This window comes from Halomonas denitrificans, assembly GCF_003056305.1.
Lineage (GTDB): Bacteria > Pseudomonadota > Gammaproteobacteria > Pseudomonadales > Halomonadaceae > Halomonas > Halomonas denitrificans.
In genome coordinates this window covers 698,504-714,206 of the sequence record NZ_PYVX01000001.1, presented here as the reverse complement: position 1 = coordinate 714,206, position 15,703 = coordinate 698,504, and the positions used below count along the sequence as shown (strand labels likewise).

General features: G+C 69.2%; 12 protein-coding genes. 5 read left to right on the top strand and 7 right to left on the bottom strand.

The annotated features are described in order from the left end of the window. Nucleotides 1-149: 149 nt before the first annotated feature. The 3 genes from C9F13_RS03205 to C9F13_RS03195 all read right to left on the bottom strand — a co-directional run bounded on the left by C9F13_RS03205 (nucleotide 150) and on the right by C9F13_RS03195 (nucleotide 3,582). Nucleotides 150-599, bottom strand: a complete 450-nt coding sequence (locus tag C9F13_RS03205) for an NUDIX domain-containing protein (protein ID WP_108444770.1) — start codon at nucleotides 597-599, stop codon at nucleotides 150-152. Next, the gene (locus C9F13_RS03200) at nucleotides 596-1,204 is read right to left on the bottom strand and encodes a pseudouridine synthase (protein WP_425432858.1); all 609 of its coding nucleotides are present in this window, start codon (nucleotides 1,202-1,204) and stop codon (nucleotides 596-598) included. The genes C9F13_RS03205 and C9F13_RS03200 overlap by 4 nt, the downstream gene beginning before the upstream one ends. Before the next feature lie 140 nt (nucleotides 1,205-1,344). Next, nucleotides 1,345-3,582 carry an NADP-dependent isocitrate dehydrogenase gene (locus C9F13_RS03195; RefSeq protein WP_108444768.1) on the bottom strand — a complete coding sequence of 746 codons (2,238 nt, stop codon included), beginning with the start codon at nucleotides 3,580-3,582 and terminating at the stop codon, nucleotides 1,345-1,347. 181 nt (nucleotides 3,583-3,763) lie between these two features. Here C9F13_RS03195 and icd point away from each other — a divergent pair, with 181 nt between their 5' ends. From icd to clpA, 3 genes are all read left to right on the top strand, one after another. Continuing rightward, nucleotides 3,764-5,020 carry an NADP-dependent isocitrate dehydrogenase gene (gene icd, locus C9F13_RS03190; RefSeq protein WP_108444767.1) on the top strand — a complete coding sequence of 419 codons (1,257 nt, stop codon included), beginning with the start codon at nucleotides 3,764-3,766 and terminating at the stop codon, nucleotides 5,018-5,020. A gap of 217 nt (nucleotides 5,021-5,237) precedes the next feature. Beyond that, complete coding sequence (gene clpS / locus C9F13_RS03185) at nucleotides 5,238-5,597, top strand: ATP-dependent Clp protease adapter ClpS (RefSeq protein WP_425432867.1); 360 nt, start codon at nucleotides 5,238-5,240, stop codon at nucleotides 5,595-5,597. Nucleotides 5,598-5,735: 138 nt separating this feature from the next. Then, nucleotides 5,736-8,012 (top strand): ATP-dependent Clp protease ATP-binding subunit ClpA, encoded by a 2,277-nt coding sequence (gene clpA, locus C9F13_RS03180; RefSeq protein WP_108444766.1) that lies wholly within the window; start codon nucleotides 5,736-5,738, stop codon nucleotides 8,010-8,012. A gap of 143 nt (nucleotides 8,013-8,155) precedes the next feature. Here the strand turns inward: clpA and infA are convergent, their stop codons facing one another. The 3 genes from infA to aat form a co-directional block, all read right to left on the bottom strand. Beyond that, entirely contained in the window at nucleotides 8,156-8,374 is a 219-nt protein-coding gene (gene infA, locus C9F13_RS03175) for a translation initiation factor IF-1 (protein WP_040185975.1), read from the bottom strand. A gap of 135 nt (nucleotides 8,375-8,509) precedes the next feature. Further along, nucleotides 8,510-9,250 carry an arginyltransferase gene (locus C9F13_RS03170; protein ID WP_108445334.1) on the bottom strand — a complete coding sequence of 247 codons (741 nt, stop codon included), beginning with the start codon at nucleotides 9,248-9,250 and terminating at the stop codon, nucleotides 8,510-8,512. A 46-nt stretch (nucleotides 9,251-9,296) separates the two neighbouring features. After that, entirely contained in the window at nucleotides 9,297-10,031 is a 735-nt protein-coding gene (gene aat / locus C9F13_RS03165; protein WP_108444765.1) for a leucyl/phenylalanyl-tRNA--protein transferase, read from the bottom strand. Nucleotides 10,032-10,184: 153 nt separating this feature from the next. Here aat and C9F13_RS03160 point away from each other — a divergent pair, with 153 nt between their 5' ends. Then, entirely contained in the window at nucleotides 10,185-13,406 is a 3,222-nt protein-coding gene (locus C9F13_RS03160) for a DNA translocase FtsK (protein ID WP_245888689.1), read from the top strand. Nucleotides 13,407-13,521: 115 nt separating this feature from the next. Continuing rightward, the gene (gene lolA, locus C9F13_RS03155) at nucleotides 13,522-14,151 is read left to right on the top strand and encodes an outer membrane lipoprotein periplasmic chaperone LolA (RefSeq protein WP_108444763.1); all 630 of its coding nucleotides are present in this window, start codon (nucleotides 13,522-13,524) and stop codon (nucleotides 14,149-14,151) included. Between the two features lie 96 nt (nucleotides 14,152-14,247). Here lolA and C9F13_RS03150 read toward each other — a convergent pair whose 3' ends face one another. Continuing rightward, the gene (locus C9F13_RS03150) at nucleotides 14,248-15,585 is read right to left on the bottom strand and encodes a replication-associated recombination protein A (RefSeq protein WP_108444762.1); all 1,338 of its coding nucleotides are present in this window, start codon (nucleotides 15,583-15,585) and stop codon (nucleotides 14,248-14,250) included. Nucleotides 15,586-15,703: the final 118 nt, after the last annotated feature.

Sequence of the window (15,703 nt, the reverse complement as noted above, 5' to 3'; positions counted from 1 at the left end):
GGGCGCTGTGAACCCTTCCCTGGGCGCTACCGACGCCATCCATGGCGTAGGACCCCCTCTTCGACCTGTCCCCGGCGCCCTAGTCAGCCCCAACGGCGATTGCCCTCTTCTAGAACGCAAGGGCCTGTGAGCTCCCTTGCCCCTTGCCCCTACCTTTCGTGAATCACGTCCATGGGATAGAAGCGGCTCGCCAGTGCATCGCGGATGCGCCGCATCACCAGCGGGCTTCTCAGGCGCCCCTCGCGCTCCAGCGCCTCGAGCTCCTCGAGGGTCAGCCAGTGCGCGGCGAGGATGGCAGGATCCAGCTCGTTGCCGAGGTGCGCCAGCGCCATGCCGAAGAAGCCGTGGCTGTGGAAGGTCGCGCCGTCCGGCGCGTGGTAGACGTACATGCCGAGGTAGTCGGTGATGCCGACCTGCCAGGCGGTCTCCTCGCGCAGCTCGCGCAGGGCGGCGTCGCGGACGCGCTCGCCGGGCTCGAGATGGCCGGCGGGCTGGTTGAACAGGGTCTCGGGCCCGCCGCGGTCCTCCTCGACGACGAGGAAGCGGCCGGCGCGTTCGACCACGGTGGCCACGGTGACGTAGGGCTGCCAGCGGCTCATCGCCTGCCTCCTTTTCCTCGGTGTCGCCGCCCCGCCGCGGGCTTGCGCGGGGCATGCAGGGTCTCGCGGCGCCACTCGCCGGGGGCCAGGTCGTCCAGCCGCCAGGGCCCGATGGCCATCCGCACCAGGCGCAGGGTGGGGTGGCCGACGTGGGCGGTCATGCGCCGCACCTGGCGGTTGCGCCCCTCGGTGATGGTCAGCTCCAGCCAGGTGGTGACCGGGTGGCGCCGGGCGTCCAGGGGCGGGTCGCGCTCGGGCAGGCCGCTCTCGGCCAGGCGACGCACCTTCGCCGGCCGGGTGCGCCCGTCCTTCAGCTCGACGCCGTCGCGCAGCGCCCGCAGGGCGTCATCGTCGGGGACGCCCTCGACCTGGACGCGATAGGTCTTCGGCTGCTTGTGGCGCGGGTGGCTGATGCGGTGGATCAGCTCGCCGTCGTCGCTGAGCAGCAGGAGCCCCTCGGAGTCGTAGTCGAGGCGGCCGGCCGGGTAGATGCCGGGCACGTCGATGGCGTCGGCCAGGGTGGCGCGGCGCTCTCCCTCGCCGCTCGCCCGGTCGGTGAACTGGGAGAGCATGCGGTAGGGCTTGTTCAGCAGGTAAAGGTTCATCGTAGCCATCCACTATACCGAGCGTCCGACACCACGCAATGCCCGGTGCCGTAACGCAGCGGCTCCCGTCCGCCAGGGGCGGACGGGAGCCGGAAGGACCGTCTCTAAAGGGCGGCGGGGCGCCGCCCTCGGGCGCTGCCTCAGGCCTGGGCGACCAGCGCCAGGGCCTCGTTCAGGGTCTTGCTGGGGCGCATGACGCCGCGTGCGAGCTCGGGGTCGGCATGGTAGTAGCCGCCGATGTCCACCGGATGGCCCTGCACGCCGTTGAGCTCCTCGAGGATGGTCGCCTCGTTGGCCGTCAGCGTCTCGGCCAGGCGGGCGAAGAGCCGCTTGAGCTCGGCATCCTCGTCCTGGGCGGCCAGGGCCTGGGCCCAGTAGAGGGCGAGGTAGAAGTGGCTGCCGCGGTTGTCCAGCTCGCCCGCCTTGCGGGAGGGCGACTTGTTCTGCTCGAGGAACTCGCCGGTGGCCTTGTCCAGGGCGTCGGCCAGCAGGGCCGCGCGGTCGTTGCCGAACTGCTTGGCGAGGTGCTCCAGGGAGGCGCCCATGGCGAGGAACTCGCCGAGGCTGTCCCAGCGCAGGTGGTTCTCCTCGATGAGCTGCTGCACGTGCTTGGGCGCGGAGCCGCCGGCGCCGGTCTCGAACATGCCGCCACCGGCCATCAGCGGCACGATGGAGAGCATCTTGGCACTGGTGCCGAGCTCCAGGATCGGGAACAGGTCGGTGAGGTAGTCGCGCAGGATGTTGCCGGTCACCGAGATGGTGTCGAGGCCGCGCACGACGCGCTCGAGGGTGTAGCGCATGGCCCGGACCTGGGACATGATCTTGATGTCGAGGCCCTCGGTGTCGTGCTCCGTGAGGTAGGCCTGGACCTTCTTGATCAGCTCGTTCTCGTGCGGGCGGTAGGGATCGAGCCAGAAGACGGCCGGCATGCCGGAGTCGCGGCAGCGCTCCACGGCGAGCTTCACCCAGTCGCGGATCGGCGCGTCCTTGACCTGGCACATGCGCCAGATATCACCCTCCTCGACGGTCTGGGAGAGCAGCACCTCGCCGGTCTCCAGGTCGGTGATGTTGGCGACGCCGTCCTCCGGGGCCTCGAAGGTCTTGTCGTGGGAGCCGTACTCCTCGGCCTTCTGGGCCATCAGGCCGACGTTGGGCACGGTGCCCATGGTGGCGGGATCGAAGGCGCCGTGCCACTTGCAGAAGTTGATCATCTCCTGGTAGATGCGGGCGAAGGTCGACTCCGGCATCACCGCCTTGACGTCCTTGAGGCGGCCGTCGGCGCCGTACATCTTGCCGCCGGCCCGGATCATGGCGGGCATCGAGGCGTCCACGATCACGTCGCTGGGCGAGTGGAAGTTGGTGATGCCGCGCGCCGAGTCCACCATCGCCAGTTCCGGCCGCTGGTCGTGGCAGGCGTGCAGGTCGCGGATGATCTCCTCGCGCTGGGTCTCGGGCAGGGTGTCGATCTTCTCGTAGAGGTTCGCCATGCCGTTGTTGACGTCGACGCCCAGCTCGTCGAACAGCGCGCCGTGCTTCTCGAAGGCGTCCTTGTAGAAGATCTTCACGCAGTGGCCGAAGACGATGGGGTGCGAGACCTTCATCATGGTCGCCTTGACGTGCAGGGAGAACATCACGCCGGTCTTGCGCGCGTCCTCGATCTCCCGCTCGTAGAAGTCGAGCAGCGCTTTCTTGCTCATGAACATGCTGTCGATGACCTCGCCTTCCTGCAGCGCGACCTCGGGCTTGAGCACATGGGTCTGGCCGCTCTTGGCGATCAGCTCCATCTTGACCTTGCGGGGGCGATCCAGGGTCATCGACTTCTCGCCATGGTAGAAGTCGCCGCCGTGCATGTGGGAAACGTGGCTGCGCGAGGCCTGGCTCCACTCGCCCATGTGGTGCGGGTACTTGCGGGCGTAGGCCTTGACCGCCTTCGGCGCGCGGCGGTCGGAGTTGCCCTCGCGCAGCACCGGGTTGACGGCGCTGCCCTTGACCTTGTCATAGCGCGCCTGGATATCGCGCTCCTCGTCGTTCTTCGGCTCGTACGGGTACTCCGGCAGGGCATAGCCCTGGCCCTGCAGCTCCCGGATGGCCTCGTGCAGCTGCGGCATGGAGGCGCTGATGTTGGGCAGCTTGATGATGTTGGCTTCCGGCGTCTTGGCCAGGGCGCCCAGTTCGGCCAGGTGGTCCTCGACGCGCTGGCCCTCGGCCAGGTAGTCGGGGAACTGCGAGAGGATGCGTGCCGCCAGGGAGATGTCGCGCGTTTCCACTTCGATGCCGGCTGCGTCGGTGAAGGCGTCGATGATCGGCAGCAGCGAGTGGGTCGCCAGCGCAGGCGCTTCATCGGTGAACGTGTAGATAATCTTCGGCGTTGTGGGCATGGGACGTTGATCTCTCTGGTCGCTGCGGTGGCATGGAGTGGGGGTGCCAGGCACGGGCGCCCCGGCGGATGGCGGCGAGTCTAGCAAGATTGTCGACAAGTGTCCCGCGAAGCTTACCCACGGTGAGGGTGAGTGCTACACTCCGGGCTCCACTGAACAGACCAACAAAGGGGAGTTCGCAATGGGGTTCAACAAGATCGTCGTTCCTGAGAGTGGCCAGAAGATCACCGCCAACGCCGACAACACCCTGAACGTGCCGAACAATCCGATCATCCCGTACATCGAGGGTGACGGCATCGGCGTCGACGTGACCCCGGCGATGATGATCGCCATCGATGCTGCCGTGGAGAAGGCCTACGGCGGCGAGCGCAAGATCCACTGGATGGAAGTCTACGCCGGCGAGAAGGCCACTCACGTCTACGATGCCGACACCTGGATGCCGGAGGAGACCCTGGAGGCGGTCAAGGATTACGTGGTCTCCATCAAGGGCCCGCTGACCACGCCGGTGGGCGGCGGCATCCGTTCCCTGAACGTCGCCCTGCGCCAGAAGCTCGACCTCTACGTCTGTCAGCGCCCGGTGCGCTGGTTCGAGGGCGTGCCGAGCCCGGTCAAGAAGCCGGGTGACGTCGACATGGTGATCTTCCGGGAGAACTCCGAGGACATCTACGCCGGCATCGAGTGGAAGGCCGGCACCCCGGAGGCCGACAAGGTCATCAAGTTCCTCCGCGAGGAGATGGGCGTCACCAACATCCGCTTCCCCGAGAACTGCGGCATCGGCGTCAAGCCGGTCTCCGTCGAGGGCACCAAGCGTCTGGTGCGCCAGGCCCTGCAGTACACCATCGACAACGACCGCGAGTCGCTGACCCTGGTGCACAAGGGCAACATCATGAAATTCACCGAGGGGTCCTTCAAGGACTGGGGCTACGAGCTCGCCAAGGAGGAGTTCGGTGCCGAGCTGCTCGACGGCGGTCCCTGGATGACCATGAAGAACCCCAAGACCGGCAAGGAGATCGTCATCAAGGACGTCATCGCCGATGCGATGCTGCAGCAGATCCTGCTGCGTCCGGCCGAGTATGACGTGATCGCCACCCTGAACCTCAACGGCGACTACCTCTCCGACGCCCTGGCGGCGGAAGTGGGCGGCATCGGCATCGCGCCGGGCGCCAACATCTCCGACACTACCGCCATGTTCGAGGCCACCCACGGCACCGCGCCCAAGTACGCCGGCCAGGACAAGGTCAACCCGGGCTCGCTGATCCTCTCCGCCGAGATGATGCTGCGCCACATGGGCTGGACCGAGGCCGCCGACCTGGTGCTCAAGGGCATGGAGAAGGCCATCTCCAAGGGCGAGGTCACCTACGACTTCCATCGCCTGATGGACGATGCCAAGCTGCTGAAGTGCTCCGAGTTCGGCCAGGCCGTCGCCGACAACATGTAATCGCGTTGCCGAACCCGGGGCCCCCGTCCGCCGCCAGGCGGGCGGGGGTCCTTTGCGTTCGGCTGTTCCCATCCCACCATGGTGATGAACCCTGCCGGCGCGGCGGCGTCCAAACACGGTTGAGATGATCGCCGCGCGCGGCTTGTCGAGATGGATAGTGGCTCTTATGTTCAGTAGAGACGATGAGATGATGGGGCGAGCGTGGCAGGCCTTCCCGATGGCCGGCATGACGCGACCCCCGGGGCCGGAAACCCCCGGCCCCGGGGGCGCCGAGCAAGAGGATGGCGACCTGGCGGTGCAGCCTGCCGACCCGGAGGTGGCGCGTCCCTCCATGTACAAGGTGGTGCTGCACAACGACGACTTCACCCCCATGGAGTTCGTGGTCGAGGTGCTGCAGACCTTCTTCCATATGGACAGCGAGACGGCGGTGCAGGTCATGCTGACCGTTCATACCCGCGGCAAGGCGACCTGTGGCGTCTTTACCCACGACATCGCGGAAACCAAAAGCCATCAGGTCAATCAATATGCAAGAGAGTGTCAGCATCCGCTGCTGTGCGACATCGAGGCAGCGGACTGAGCGGCATGGTCGAGGAGGGTGTGCGAGGGGTAAGCGTTGACGGGAGACTTGCAACGGTGCCGTTTGTACCCGAATGTTGATGATGCCGGACCATGAACGATCCGACGCGAAGCCCTGAGCGGCGAGAAGGGGACTGCCATGCTGAGTAAAGAACTTGAACTGACCCTGAACACGGCTTTCACCGTGGCTCGCTCCAAGCGCCACGAGTTCATGACCGTGGAGCACCTGCTGCTGGCGCTGCTCGACAATGCCTCGGCGGCGGACGTGCTGCGCGCCTGCGGGGCCAACCTCGACAAGCTGCGGTCCGACCTGCAGGACTTCATCAATTCCACCACGCCGCTGATTCCCGAGGACCAGTCCGATCGGGAGACGCAGCCGACCCTGGGCTTCCAGCGCGTGCTGCAGCGCGCGGTCTTCCACGTCCAGTCGTCCGGCAAGAGCGAGGTCACCGGCGCCAACGTGCTGGTGGCGATCTTCTCCGAGCAGGAGAGCCAGGCGGTCTACTTCCTCAAGCAGCAGAACGTGGCGCGGGTCGATGCCGTCAACTACATCGCCCACGGCATCTCCAAGGTGTCCGGCCACGGCCAGAGCCCGGCCTCGCCCTCGCCCGAGGCCGAGGAGGCCGAGGAGGGCGGCGCCGAGACGGGCTCTAACCCGCTGACCAGCTACGCCACCAACCTCAACGAGCAGGCGAGGATGGGCAAGATCGATCCGCTGATCGGTCGCGACCACGAGCTCGAGCGTGTGGTGCAGATCCTGGCACGGCGGCGCAAGAACAACCCGCTGCTGGTGGGCGAGGCCGGCGTCGGCAAGACCGCCATCGCCGAGGGGCTGGCCAAGCGCGTCGTCGAGGAGGACGTGCCCGAGGTGATCAGCGACGCCGTGGTCTACTCGCTGGACATGGGCGCGCTGCTGGCCGGCACCAAGTACCGCGGCGACTTCGAGAAGCGCCTCAAGAACCTGCTGGCCGAGCTGCGCAAGCAGCCCAACGCCATCCTGTTCATCGACGAGATCCACACGGTGATCGGCGCGGGTGCCGCCTCCGGCGGGGTGATGGATGCCTCCAACCTGCTCAAGCCGCTGCTCTCCTCGGGTGAGCTGCGCTGCATCGGCTCCACCACCTTCCAGGAGTATCGCGGCATCTTCGAGAAGGACCGCGCCCTGGCCCGGCGCTTCCAGAAGGTCGACGTGCTGGCGCCCTCGGTGGAGGACACCACGCGGATCCTCAAGGGGCTGCGTTCGCGCTTCGAGGAGCATCACCAGCTGAAGTACACCGACGCGGCCCTGGAGAGCGCGGCGCGGCTGTCGGACCGCTACATCAACGACCGTCACCTTCCCGACAAGGCCATCGACGTGATCGACGAGGCGGGTGCCCACCAGCGGCTGCTGCCGCCGGAGGTGCGCGTCGATACCATCGACGTGGATCAGGTCGAGGCGGTGGTCGCCTCCATCGCGCGGATTCCGCCGAAGAGCGTCTCCAGCTCCGATCGCAAGCTGCTGGCCAACATCGACCGCGACCTCAAGATGCTGGTGTTCGGCCAGGACGAGGCGATCGATAGCCTGGCCGCGGCGATCAAGCTGTCCCGGGCCGGCCTCAAGTCGCCGGACAAGCCGGTGGGCAGCTTCCTGTTCGCCGGCCCGACCGGGGTGGGCAAGACCGAGGTGGCCCGCCAGCTCTCGCACATCATGGGCATCGAGCTGGTGCGCTTCGACATGTCCGAGTACATGGAGCGCCACACCGTGTCACGGCTGATCGGCGCGCCTCCCGGCTACGTCGGCTACGACCAGGGCGGGCTGCTCACCGAAGCGATCACCAAGCAGCCCCACTGCGTGCTGCTGCTCGACGAGATCGAGAAGGCGCACCCCGAGGTCTTCAACCTGCTGCTGCAGGTGATGGATCACGGCCGCCTGACCGACAACAACGGCCGCGAGGCGGACTTCCGCCACGTGATCCTGATCATGACCTCCAATGCCGGGGTCGAGCAGGCCACGCGGCGCTCCATCGGCTTCCAGAGCCAGGACCACTCCACCGATGCCATGGAGGTGATCCGCAAGACCTTCTCGCCGGAGTTCCGCAACCGCCTGGACGGCATCATCCAGTTCCACGCCCTGCCCACCTCGGTGGTGCGCAACGTGGTGGACAAGTTCCTGGTGGAGCTCCAGGCGCAGCTCGACGAGAAGCGGGTCCAGCTGGACGTCGACGACACGGCGCGGGAGTGGCTGGCCGAGAAGGGCTACGATCCCGACATGGGGGCACGCCCGATGGCGCGCCTGATCCAGGAGAAGCTCAAGAAGCCGCTGGCCGAGCTGATCCTGTTCGGCGAACTCGCCGAGCACGGTGGCGTGGTGCACGTCAGCGTGGAGGACGGCGAGCTGCACCTGGCCACGGAGTCGGAGCTGGCCGACGCGCCCTGACGCGGGTCAGGATCGGCGACACCAGCACAGCGCCCTGTCTTCGGACGGGGCGTTGTTCGTTCGGGCAGGGAGCGAGAGGAGGTGGCGGACGCGAGGCGGCCGGCACTCGAGCGACGTCCGGGCCCTGGCGGCCCGATCGGCGCTCAGCGGGCGCGGTAGACGATACGGCCCTTGGACAGGTCGTAGGGGGTCAGCTCGACCTTGACCTTGTCGCCGGTCAGGATGCGGATGTAGTGCTTGCGCATCTTGCCGGAGATGTGGGCGGTCACCACGTGGCCGTTCTCGAGCTCGACGCGGAACATGGTGTTGGGAAGCGTATCGACGACGACGCCTTCCATTTCGATATGGTCTTCACGTGCCATATAGGCGGTTCCTCGCTGATGATGACAAAAAACAGGCGGCGCGATGTCACGGCCCGGCCACCCGTGTCGACAGGATAGCGCGATATTGTGCCGCATGCCGCCCGTCAAGGCAAAGGAACCCTGGCCCGCCGTCGCCTATCGCGTCGTGATCAGGCGTCGCCAGTGGCGACCGTCGAGCATCTCCAGCGGCTGGAAGGCCTGCTTGTAGGCCATCTTGCGGCACTCGCGGATCCAGTAGCCGAGATAGACGTGGGGGAGCCGCTGCTCGAGGGCGCGGCGCACCAGCCACAGCACGGCCAGGGTGCCCAGCGAGCGGCGCTCCAGATCCGGCGACGGATCGAAGAAGGTGTAGATGGCCGAGAGGCCGTGCTCGAGCTGGTCGAAGGCGGAGACCGCCACCAGCCGGCCGTCGAGGCGGAACTCCAGCAGCCGGGCGTAGGGCTGGTCGAGGGTCAGGAAGGTGCGGTACTGCTCGTGGCTCGGCGGGTACATGTCGCCATCGGCGTGGCGGGTCCTGACGTAGTGCGCATAGAGGGCGTAGTGCTCGGCATCGAAGAGCGCGGGGCGCACGTGCAGGCTGAGGTCGGCATTGCGGTTCATCAGCTTGCGCTGGGTGCGGCTCGGCGAGAACTCCTCCACCGGGATGCGCACCGAGATGCAGGCGTTGCAGGCGTCGCAGTGGGGGCGATAGAGGTGGCGGCCGCTGCGGCGAAAGCCGAGCAGCGCCAGGGCGTCGTACACGCCCGGTCCCGGCGCCTCCTGGGGGTCGAGAAACAGCGTGGTCGCCTCGCGCCCGGCCAGATAGCTGCAGGCGTGGGGCACGGTCAAGAAGAAGCGCAGGTCCCTGACCGGCTGTCGGGGGGCGTTGCTGCTCAAGGCGGCCATCTCCTCTGCATCGTGCTTCCGGGAGTCCCCGGCCCGGTCATCCTGCGGTGCCGATCGTCGTGAAGGACCAGGTGGGTGCCGGCGCGTTCGACGCGGCTTCCCGGCGGCCATGCACGGGCTCACCCAGCCACTGATCAAGATAGTCGATGAACTCGCGGCGGGCGATGTCCCGGGCGCCGAGGCTCGCCAGGTGATCGGTGTGCATCTGGCAGTCGATCAGCCGGCCGTCGCCGGCGGCCATGGCGCGGGCCAGCTGCACCAGGGCGACCTTGGAGGCGTCGGGCGCCCGGGAGAACATCGACTCGCCGAAGAACACCGGTCCCATGGCGATGCCGTAGAGGCCGCCGACCAGGGTGTCGTCATGCCACACCTCCACGGAGTGGGCCGCCCCCAGGGCGTGCAGCCGCGCGTAGGCCTCCCGCATTGCGTCGGTGATCCAGGTGCCAGGCTGGCCGTCGCGCGGCGCCGCGCAGGCCGCCATCACCGCTTCGAAGGCACGGTCGGCGGTGACGGTGAAGCCGGCGTTGCGCAGCCGCTTGGCCAGGCTTCGCCGCACGCGGATCTCGCCGGGTACCAGCACCATGCGGGGATCCGGGCTCCACCAGAGGATCGGCTGGTCGTCGCCGAACCAGGGAAAGATGCCGTGGCGATAGGCGGCCAGCAGCCAGGCCGGGGTCAGGGCGCCACCCGCGGCGAGCAGGCCGTCGGGGTCGCGCAGCGCGGACTCGACGGGGGGGAACCGGACGTCGTGGGCGGGGAGCCAGGGCAGCATGGGATCTCTTTCTCGTGGGCGGCCTGTCCAGTCTGCCGCGCCCCGGGACAGGGCTCAAGGCGTGCCGGCCCCTGTGATGGTGAGCGCTTGCTCGGTATGATTGATGCCCATGACATCCGCAACACGCCATGTGGGCGCAAGGGAGGTGGCCGCTTGAGTGTCAAGAAGAGGTCCTCGTCGCGTCGGGCGACGGCGGCGAATGCCAGGGAGACGGCCAAGCGCTTTGGCTTGCGGCTGCAGGGTGCGACCCGCGAGGGCGTGGTGATCCTGCTGCTGGCCGCCTGCGTGTTCCTGCTGCTGGCGCTCTACAGCTTTCGCAGGGACGACCCCGGCTGGTCGAGCAGCGGCCCGGAGACCGAGGTCGCCAACTGGATGGGCGCCATCGGCGCCTGGCTCGCTGACGTGCTCTATTCGCTGTTCGGCGTCAGCGCCCTGTGGTGGCCCGGCATGCTGGGATTCGCCGCCTGGTGGCTGATCCGCTCGCGTCAGGTGCGCTTCGAGTGGGATCCGACCGCCCTGGCGGTGCGCTGCGGGGGGCTGGTGCTGCTGCTGCTGGGCACCACCACCCTGGGCGCGCTGCACTTCTACCGTCCCGACGGTCCCTTGCCCTACTCGACGGGCGGCATCCTCGGCGAGGGGCTGGTCGGTGCGCTGCTGCCCCTGGTGGGGGCGGGCGGTACCGGCCTGCTCTCCGTGGCGGCCATGCTCTGCGGCTTCCCCCTGTTCACCGGGCTCTCCTGGTTGACGGTGATGGACGAACTGGGCCGGCGCAGCCTGCTGGGGTGGCGCTGGGTGGTCGACCGCTTCGGGCTGTCGCGGGAGCGACGCGCCGAGCGGCGCGATCCCGACCAGCAGGCCCGCGATAGCAAGGCTGCCGAGGCGCCGGCGAGCGACGCCGAGACCGAGGCGCGCGCCCCCTGGTGGCGGCGGCTGGGGCGCGGCCGCTCCCGGGAGGAGGCCCCGGTGCTGGCGACCGATCCCGGCTTCGGCGACGACGGCGAGACCGATATTCCCTGGGAGGTGCCCGCCCGCACGCCCTCGGCCAAGCGCCCCGAGGCCGCCTACACGGCGCGCATGGCCCAGGAGCCGCGGGTCGACGTCACGCCCCCCGAGACGCCCCGCCGCGAGTCGCCGCCGAGCGCCTCCGCCGAGGGCGCGGCGTCCGAGCCACCCCGTGCGCCACGCGAGGAGCCCGCCGTGCAGGCCTCGCCGGCGCCCGCCGAGCCTCGCGAGCAGGGTGAGCGTCACGCCACGCGAGACCAGGCTGCCGAGGCGCCCAGTGCGCCGCGTCGGCCCGAGACCATCCCCGAGCCGGTGCTGCCCGATGACGACGAGGTGATGCCGGCCTGGCAGGGCCCGGCGCTGCGGGCGCAGCGCGACGACGAGGCGGAGCACCGGGACGCCCCCCGCGAGGCGTCCGGTGCTCTAGAGGACGACGCCGACGAGATCGACGCGCCCCCCGTGGCGCGCGCCTCCTCGGGGGCCTCGCCACACTCGCCTGCGCGCGACTCCCGACGGCAGGAGCCGCGGCTCGCCGACTGGCAGGGCGACGATGGCGAGTTCGACGAGGAGGGCACGGAGCCATACCTCGCGCCCCAGGCGAGCCGCGAGCCCCGTGAGGCGCCGCATGCCCCGACCGAGACGACGCTGCGCCGGGATCCCGGCGTGGCGCCCCCGGAGCCCGCCGAGGAGGAGGACGAGCCGGCCATGGGCGGCGTCGACCGCGCCCTCGAGGACGATGTGCCCCGGGTGGCGAGTGCCGAGCAGGCCCGGGAGGCCGCCGAAGAGCCCGAGGGGCCGGCGCTGTGGACCGTGGAGCACCTCCAGAACCAGCGGCCGATGTTCGACGACCTGCCGGAGCCCGACGGGGAGCTGCCGAGCCTGCGCCTTTTGACCCCGCCGGAGCCCCAGCAGCGCAACTACTCCGAGCAACAGCTCGCCGAGATGGCCGAGCTGCTCGAGACGCGGCTGCGCGAGTACGGGGTGCGGGCCGAGGTGGTCGACACCTGGCCGGGGCCGGTGATCACGCGCTTCGAGATCAAGCCGGCGGCCGGGGTGAAGGTCTCCAAGATCAGCAACCTGGCCAAGGACCTGGCGCGCTCGCTGATGGTCAAGAGCGTGCGGGTGGTCGAGGTGATCCCCGGCCGGCCGACGGTGGGCATCGAGATCCCCAACCCGCACCGGGCGATGATCCGCCTGCGCGAGGTGATCGATTCCGACCGCTACCAGCACGAGGCCTCGGCGCTGACCCTGGCCCTGGGCCAGGACATCGGCGGCGGCCCGGTGGTCGCCAACCTCGGCAAGATGCCCCACCTGCTGGTGGCCGGCACCACCGGCTCGGGCAAGTCGGTGGGCGTCAACGCCATGCTGATCTCCATGCTCCTCAAGGCGACGCCCGACGAGGTGCGCATGATCATGGTCGATCCCAAGATGCTGGAGCTGTCGGTCTACGACGGCATCCCGCACCTGCTGGCGCCGGTGGTCACCGACATGAAGGAGGCGGCCAACGCCCTGCGCTGGTGCGTCGCCGAGATGGAGCGCCGCTACAAGCTGATGGCCGCCATGGGCGTGCGTAACATCGCCGGCTTCAACGCCAAGCTCGACGAGGCCGAGCGCGCCGGCGCCCAGGTGGCCGACCCGCTGTGGGAGCCCCAGCCCTGGGAGATGCACCAGGCGCCGCCGGTGCTCGAGAAGCTGCCCTACATCGTGGTGGTGATCGACGAGTTCGCCGACATGTTCATGATCGTCGGCAAGAAGGTCGAGGAGCTGATCGCACGCCTGGCCCAGAAGGCCCGGGCCGCCGGCATCCACCTGATCCTCGCCACCCAGCGCCCGTCGGTGGACGTGGTGACCGGTCTGATCAAGGCCAACATCCCCACCCGCATGGCCTTCCAGGTCTCCTCCCGGGTCGACTCGCGCACCATCCTCGACCAGGGCGGCGCCGAGAACCTGCTAGGGCACGGCGACATGCTCTACCTGCCCGCCGGTTCCGGCATGCCGACCCGCGTGCACGGCGCCTTCGTCGACGATGACGAGGTGCACCGGGTGGTCGAGGACTGGAAGCGTCGCGGCGAGCCGGAGTACATCGACGAGATCCTCTCCGGCGGCGTCTCCGCCGAGGCCCTGGCCGGCCTCGAGGCCGAGGGGGGCGGCGGTGGTGACGGCGACGCCGAGCAGGACGCGCTCTACGACGAGGCGGTGGCCTTCGTCACCGAGAGCCGCCGCGCCTCCATCTCGGCGGTCCAGCGGCGTTTCAAGATCGGCTACAACCGCGCCGCGCGCCTGGTCGAGTCGATGGAGATGGCCGGCGTGGTCTCCACCATGGGCACCAACGGCGCCCGCGAGGTGCTGGCGCCGCCCCCGGTGAGCGACTGAGGCGCCGCCAATCATGCAGCAATGATGGAAGCCCCGGCGGGGGTGCAACCCGTCGGGGCCTCGCCGGTCCGAATGGCAAGATGTCAGGATGGACCCGTCCAGGGAGACAGAGACGATGAGCATCAAGAAGACCCTCGCCGCGCTGACCCTCACGCTGGCCGCGCCGCTCTCGGCGCTGGCCAGCGAGGGGGCCGATCGCCTGGCCTCGCTCCTCGAGCCGCTCAAGACCTATGCGGCCGACTTCGAGCAGCAGATCCTCGACGGCAGCGGCCAGCGGCTGCAGGAGGCGCGCGGCCGCATCTGGCTGTCGCGGCCCGGCAAGTTTCGCTGGGAGGTCGAGGCGCCCTACGAGCAGCTGGTGGTCTCCGGCGGGGAGGAGGTGATCCTCTACGACCCCGACCTCGAGCAGGCCACGGTGCAGCCGCTCGATCAGCGCGTGACCCATACCCCGGCCCTGCTGCTCTCCGGCAGCGCCGACGAGCTGACCGACAGCTACGAGGTCACCCGCCAACAGCAGGGCGCCAGCGAGACCTTCATCCTGGTGCCGAAGGATCCCGACACCCTGTTCGAGGAGCTCAAGATGACCTTCCGCGGCGAGGCGCTGGCCATGCTGCAGATGACCGACAGCACCGGGCAGCGCACCGCCATCGGCTTCGACAACGTGCGCATGAACGAGCGGCTGGAGCCCGGCCGCTTCGACTTCGTCATTCCCGACGGTACCGACGTGATCCGCGAGTCGCCGTGACGCGCCGGCCGCGACTCGGCCGCGCATGAACGAAGCCCCCGCCGGACCTCACGTCCGGCGGGGGCTTCTTTCATGGGTCCGTCGTGGGCGCGGGCGTCAGGCGTCGCCGTCCGCCTCGGCGTCCCGCTGCGTCCGCCAGGCCATGATCTGGGCGTAGCGCTTCTCCTGGCCGTGGTCGGTGGGCTGGAAGAGCGGGCGGCGGGGCACCTCCTCGGGCCAGCAGTCGTGGGCGCTGCCCGCCGGGTAGCCGTCGGGCTCGTTATGCGCGTAGCGATAGCCCTCGCCGTGGCCCAGGGACTCCATCAGCTTGGTGGGGGCATTGCGCAGGTAGGTGGGCACCTCGAGCCGCGGCTGGGAGGCGGCGAGCTCCTTGGCCTGCTTCCAGGCGCGGTCGATGGCGTTGCTCTTCGGCGCCACTGCCAGGTGGATGGCGGCGTGGGCGATGGCCCGCTGGCCCTCGTAGTCGCCCAGGCGCAGGTAGGCGTCCCAGGCCGCCATGGTGAGCGGCAGGGCGCGCGGGTCGGCGTTGCCGACGTCCTCCGAGGCGATGGCCGCCAGGCGCCGGATCACGTCCAGCGGGTCGCCGCCGCCCTGCATGAAGCGCGCCATGTAGAGCAGGGCGGCGTCGGGGCGCGAGGAGCGGATCGACTTGTGGATCGCCGAGAGCAGGTCGTAATAGTGGTCGCCCTGCTTGTCGAAGGCGCTGGCGGTGTGGCCGATCACGTCCTCCAGCGCCTCCCGGGGCAGGCGTTCGCTGTCCCCCTCGGCCAGCGTGAAGTCGCAGGCGGTCTCCAGCAGGCCCAGCGCCCGGCGAGCATCGCCGGCGGCGGCGCGGGCGAGCAGCTCCAGCACCTCCTCGTCCACCCGGATCCGCCGGGCGCCTAGGCCGCGGGTCTCGTCCGCCAGCGCTCGCCGCATCACCTCGACGAGCTCGGCCTCGTCGAGGGACTTGAGCACGTGGACCCGGGCCCGGGAGAGCAGCGCCGAGTTGACCTCGAAGGAGGGGTTCTCGGTGGTGGCGCCGATCAGCGTCAGCAGCCCCGACTCCACATGGGGCAGCAGGGCGTCCTGCTGGCTCTTGTTGAGGCGGTGGATCTCGTCGAGAAACAGCAGGGTGGGGCGCTCCCTGACCTGGGCGTCGCGGGCGCGATCGACCGCGGCACGGATCTCCTTGACCCCGGCCATCACCGCCGAGAGGTGCTCCAGGTGGGCGCCGGAGACCTCGGCGAGGATCTCGGCCAGGGTGGTCTTGCCGGTGCCGGGCGGCCCCCAGAGGATCATCGAGCGCACCACCCCGCTCTCGGCCATGCGGGCCAGCGGCTTGCCGGGCCCCACCAGCGCCTGCTGCCCCACGTAGTCCTCGAGGCGGCGCGGGCGCATGCGATAGGCCAGGGGAGCCGCATCATCGGCGGCGTGGCGCTGGAAGAGGTCCATGTCTGACTCCTTGGCGCGTGGCTGCTAGAGTGGATGTGTCGTCGCAGGCAATACGACCTTGGACGACAGGCAAGATTCGCCTCGAGGGGCTAGCCTGAGGCAGTCTGCTCTACTGGAG

Bases quoted from the DNA above. Each gene is read 5' to 3' on its own strand.
- clpS (WP_425432867.1), top strand. From the start codon at position 5,238: ATGGCCGGCATGACGCGACCCCCGGGGCCGGAAACCCCCGGCCCCGGG.
- aat (WP_108444765.1), bottom strand. From the start codon at position 10,031: ATGCTGCCCTGGCTCCCCGCCCACGACGTCCGGTTCCCCCCCGTCGAG.
- C9F13_RS03200 (WP_425432858.1), bottom strand. From the start codon at position 1,204: ATGAACCTTTACCTGCTGAACAAGCCCTACCGCATGCTCTCCCAGTTC.
- infA (WP_040185975.1), bottom strand. From the start codon at position 8,374: ATGGCACGTGAAGACCATATCGAAATGGAAGGCGTCGTCGTCGATACG.
- clpA (WP_108444766.1), top strand. From the start codon at position 5,736: ATGCTGAGTAAAGAACTTGAACTGACCCTGAACACGGCTTTCACCGTG.
- C9F13_RS03150 (WP_108444762.1), bottom strand. From the start codon at position 15,585: ATGGACCTCTTCCAGCGCCACGCCGCCGATGATGCGGCTCCCCTGGCC.
- lolA (WP_108444763.1), top strand. From the start codon at position 13,522: ATGAGCATCAAGAAGACCCTCGCCGCGCTGACCCTCACGCTGGCCGCG.
- icd (WP_108444767.1), top strand. From the start codon at position 3,764: ATGGGGTTCAACAAGATCGTCGTTCCTGAGAGTGGCCAGAAGATCACC.
- C9F13_RS03195 (WP_108444768.1), bottom strand. From the start codon at position 3,582: ATGCCCACAACGCCGAAGATTATCTACACGTTCACCGATGAAGCGCCT.
- C9F13_RS03205 (WP_108444770.1), bottom strand. From the start codon at position 599: ATGAGCCGCTGGCAGCCCTACGTCACCGTGGCCACCGTGGTCGAACGC.